Origin of the sequence: Pseudomonas sp. A-RE-19 (assembly GCF_019956555.1) — a bacterium.
GTDB lineage: Bacteria > Pseudomonadota > Gammaproteobacteria > Pseudomonadales > Pseudomonadaceae > Aquipseudomonas.
The window spans coordinates 1-4,364 of the sequence record NZ_JAHBDQ010000053.1 but is presented as its reverse complement, the minus strand read 5'-3'; the positions used below and the strand labels follow the sequence as shown (position 1 = coordinate 4,364).

Sequence of the window (4,364 nt, the reverse complement as noted above, 5' to 3'; positions counted from 1 at the left end):
TTTTATGACTAAACATGATGCTATACGCATTTCTCAACTTCATCAAATTTTTTACGATGATGATGGATTAATTGATTCAGAAAAGAACGTGACTATTTTATACAGTATAGGATTTACAGTTGATGAAATAGCTCATTTTAGAAATTCAACACCAAACACAGTTGCGGCTCAGCTATTAAATGCAAGGGTTAAATTAGGTTGCGCCTCGGTTTCATCTTTAAAGCCAATGATCTTATTAAGATTGCTTTTGAACATAAAAGAGATTCGTTTTGGATTCGAAACTGATTGCAAATAATATAGTTCAATAGGTATTTTTGCTCTTGACTAGAATTACAATTGCTGATTGTATCAGCAATTGTAATGTCCATACGAGGAATCAAAGATGAAAAAAATTTGTACGCTCTTAATGTCTATTTTCATTCTTTCCGCATGTGGTGAAGATACAAAATCATCAGATTGGTGGCTTAATCATCCCAAAGAAGCGACGGAGAAATATAAGGAGTGTAAAAAGTCAGGGGAAGATTCTGTTAATTGTCAAAATGTTAAAAAAGTTGCCGGAATTATTGGTAGAACCTATGGCCCTATGCTTGAAATACTTAAGGCTGAGTCAGCTGAATATGATAAGCAACATGGATTGAACAGGTGATAACATGTCTGGTTTCTTTGAAAAGTTTAATAGCGAAGTTGTTAGTAAAATCGAAGAGATGACCAAACCACTTCAAAGTCAATTAGGTCAGGATATGTTATCTCTTCTAAGTGCAGGTATTAGCGTTTATATCCTCTGGGTTGGCTATCAAATATTGGCAGGGAAACGCCAGACCCCATTACAAGATCTCGTCTGGGATCTATCAAAATTTGCCATTATTTTAACATTCGTAAGCAATGCTGATGGCTATCTGACGGCAGCAATGGATGCTATTAAATCTATGAAGGATGGGTTCCTTGGTAAACCTGTATGGGCAACGCTAGATACCATGTGGAGTACAACTCAGCTTTTGGCTGACAAAGTTTATGCTATGGATCAATCCAAATATGTGTCAGTTGAAGGTGGAATCGGGTCAATGTTGGTTTGGGGAGGAAGTATCCTGATTATGTCTGTAGCGGCTGTTATTTACATGCTTGCCGATGTAACAATGCAGTTAGCTATTCTTGTAGCTCCGATATTTATCGGTTGTTATATGTTTGGATTCACTAGAGTAATGTTTAATAACTGGCTTGGTATATTATTTTCTAGTGTATTTACTGTTATTTTTGCTGGAGTTCTCGTCAAAATTGGTACCGAGTTTCAAACTGATATGCTTAGTCAGATATCGAGAGATGCTAACTCAACAAATATTTTAACAATGGGCGCAATGGCATTTGTAATTGGAGTTCTGATTGCTGTCTTTGTCTGGAAATCATCGAGTTTCGCGCAGCAGCTTGCCGGTGCAGGTGTTGAAGGTACTCTTCAGGGAATGGCTCTTTTAGGGATTGGGGTTGCTGGAATGGCCGTAGAGAAAACGAGAAACCAGATGAAACGTGGAACGCGAACAGCCGCCGAATGGGCAGGTGAAAAAGGGGAGCAGAAACGGGCTTCAATAGGCGCATTGGGAATGGAAGCAAGAAGACGAGCATCCCTGGAAAAAGCACGTGCGAGGAATTCAGCATGAACAAAAAACTAATTTTTTCAGTACTTTTGTGCTTATTTTCATTTGGTTCTGTCGCAGGTATTCCGGTTGCTATTGATGCCAGTCCGGAATGGGCTGTTGAAGCCACAAGATGGACAGAACGACTCAAACAATGGTCTGAAACAGCGCGGCATTATCAAAGTCAGATTCAGGCATATAAAGACCAGTTAGCCACGGCAACAGGTATAAGGAATATTGCGGCATTCACAAATGAACTAAGTAACCTACAATCAGAGCTGGCAAACATTTATAAGCAGGGGAACAGTTATATTTCTGATTTTACCAGTAATCCTGAAGGTGCATTAAGTAGTCAGGCGAAAAATCTGTTCAGCAAGTATGGTGCTTTTAATATGTGTTCTACAGGCATTGAAAGTTCTGATAACCTTTGTAAGGCCAGAATAGTTTCAACGGCCGCTAGCATTGAACAGGGAAATGAGATAAATAAGCAGCTATCAAGTGCAATGTCTCAGATTCAGAGTTTAAGTAACCGAATTGAGTCTTCAAAGGATATGAAAGAATCCCAGGATTTGGCTAACGCATTGCAGGCGCAGTCGTTAAAAATACAGGCAATTAAAATGCAGTATGATGTATGGGATAGTAAAAACAGGGCTGATGCGGAAATGTTGAAAGAGCAAAAGTATGCTGAGTATCGCCTGCGTCAGAAAAATGCAAAGATACCGAGTTTCGAATGATATGATAAAGCTAAATAAGCTAAAAGAATGGGTAGATAATCATTGGTCTAGATTGAATAGTACCGGTTCTACACCGCCGCCACTGTTAATCTCGCTACCAATCATAGTTATTGTTTTAAGTGTGGAGCTTACGTTAAAGCTGGTTAATGCTTTAATGTATTATGGTACATTGCAATTTATCACTGATAAAATTGAAAAGAGGTTTGTTCCCAGCGGTGGTATAAAAGAAAGACTCCTTTTTACGTTAAAGCTGTTTTGTATTTTACTTCTGTTATTAATAGTAATGCGATTTTCAATGAAGTAAAAAATAAAGGTCATCGAATAGATGGCCTTTTCTATTCTAAATTCTAAATATAGAGCCTGCGGCAGGCACAGGCAAAAACATCGTTTTTGGACAATCATGGATAAAATGTTAACATTTTGACCATGATTGTCTATCCTGCATTGCTCTTTTGCCGACCTCAAAACCCCTAGCGTGTTTTTGTTTCCCGATCTCTAGAACCACCGAGCCGCCACGGTTCCGGCAGCGCCTTGAGCGCAACCGGAAACCGTCTGGGGAGAACCCCAGACCCCCATCGCTGTAACATCGACGGTCTACGACCACCTACCAACCGTGTGGCTACCTGTTCCGTGCTAATGGGCTTTGCAGGGGGCTGGCGCGGTTCCTGGCGACCTGAAAGCCCCTGGTTAGGGGTATCGGCGCGCCTGACCTCCTGAAACCCTCTGTAAGCATTTTTCGCGCCTTCCATGCCCTGACGGGCATCTAAAGCCCGTTTCGTGCGTCTGAGCGCGTTTTAAGAGCTAAGACGACTAAAACATTACCAACACCTGAAAATCGCGTTCTGGTGCTCTGGATGGCCCACAGAACGCATTTTCGAACAGAACAGCAACGGCATTTCTGACAACATGCGAGAGGTGATCCCGCTCGCCGCAGCCCCAGCGACCGAACGTAGTGAGCGAGTGGGCGAGGAAGCGGAAGAGAATTGATAGCCATAATTGAGCACCTACGCTCCTTAGTTAAGAACTAAGAAGGGAAATTCTCGGAACCCGCATGAATCCTAGAAAGTGGTGATCAGGATCTGTACCTTGTAAGCTCAGATCCGGTACCTTGCAGGCTCAAAAATTGCTTGATTTTGAGCTTATGAGGATTTATTGTGAATCTCCAAAGCCCAAAAAAGGATGCAATAATGAGCTCGCTAAGCTTACAGAGATACGAAACAAACCCGTTTTTAGAGCTTATGACGATCCCGATGAAAGGGAAACGGATACAAGTATCTCGTCTTGGGCGGGATGACAATGTTTTGGTTAATCAAAACACGGGAGAAAAGTTTGGAACACATGTAACCACTTTTAAGCGTGTAGATAGTGAGCAATTTGTTAAGTTGTTTACTGCGAATATTGGGTTAACGTTTGATTTATCATCGGCAGGAATTAAAGCTTTTAATGTTCTTTTATGGGCTGTTCAAAAACAAGCCTTTGCAAAGGATCAGGTTCTTTTGGATTCAAGGGCTCTTGATGACTTTTTAAAAAGCTATGATAGCTTAAAACTTAGTTATGCTACGTTAAAGAGAGGAATTAACGAGTTAGAAAAAGCTCAGATTATAGCAAAGACAATGCGTAAAGGATTTTATTTTATAAACCCCAATTTTGTATTTAATGGAGATCGAATAGCATTTACAACCCTAATTGAGAGGGATTGTTAATCGATAGAACAATACAATGCAGGATAGACAATCCGATGTCAAATGTTAACATTTGAATCAGATTGTCCAAAAACGATGTTTTTGCCTGTGCCTGCCGCAGGCTACTAGAAGTAGTCGCAGGCGAACAAAAGTGGTGTTTTGTTCGCCTGCTAATCACAACAACCTGGCTAGAGGTTTTTATGACTAAACATGATGCTATACGCATTTCTCAACTTCATCAAATTTTTTACGATGATGATGGATTAATTGATTCAGAAAAGAACGTGACTATTTTATACAGTATAGGATTTACAGTTGATGAA

General features: G+C 40.4%; 6 protein-coding genes. All 6 read left to right on the top strand.

All coding sequences use genetic code 11. The features are described from left to right. Positions 1–295: helix-turn-helix transcriptional regulator (locus KGB14_RS23240; protein ID WP_223488990.1), on the top strand; the 295-nt coding region annotated here is incomplete at its 5' end. Positions 296–382: 87 nt separating this feature from the next. Further along, positions 383–646, top strand: coding sequence for an EexN family lipoprotein (locus tag KGB14_RS23235; RefSeq protein WP_000717655.1), 264 nt, complete (start codon positions 383–385; stop codon positions 644–646). Between the two features lie 4 nt (positions 647–650). Next, on the top strand, positions 651–1,649 hold the full coding sequence (locus tag KGB14_RS23230; protein WP_052978250.1) for a type IV secretion system protein: 999 nt from the start codon (positions 651–653) through the stop codon (positions 1,647–1,649). Beyond that, a complete protein-coding gene (locus KGB14_RS23225; protein ID WP_001590713.1) occupies positions 1,646–2,359 on the top strand; it encodes a type IV secretion system protein in 714 nt (237 codons plus the stop codon). Before KGB14_RS23230 ends, KGB14_RS23225 begins: the two co-directional genes overlap by 4 nt. A 1,187-nt stretch (positions 2,360–3,546) precedes the next feature. Next, a complete protein-coding gene (locus KGB14_RS23220; protein ID WP_000097059.1) occupies positions 3,547–4,062 on the top strand; it encodes a replication/maintenance protein RepL in 516 nt (171 codons plus the stop codon). Between the two features lie 62 nt (positions 4,063–4,124). Then, positions 4,125–4,364: hypothetical protein (locus KGB14_RS23215; protein WP_411740805.1), on the top strand; the 240-nt coding region annotated here is incomplete at its 3' end.

Bases quoted from the DNA above. Each gene is read 5' to 3' on its own strand.
- KGB14_RS23230 (WP_052978250.1), top strand. From the start codon at position 651: ATGTCTGGTTTCTTTGAAAAGTTTAATAGCGAAGTTGTTAGTAAAATC.
- KGB14_RS23220 (WP_000097059.1), top strand. From the start codon at position 3,547: ATGAGCTCGCTAAGCTTACAGAGATACGAAACAAACCCGTTTTTAGAG.
- KGB14_RS23225 (WP_001590713.1), top strand. From the start codon at position 1,646: ATGAACAAAAAACTAATTTTTTCAGTACTTTTGTGCTTATTTTCATTT.
- KGB14_RS23235 (WP_000717655.1), top strand. From the start codon at position 383: ATGAAAAAAATTTGTACGCTCTTAATGTCTATTTTCATTCTTTCCGCA.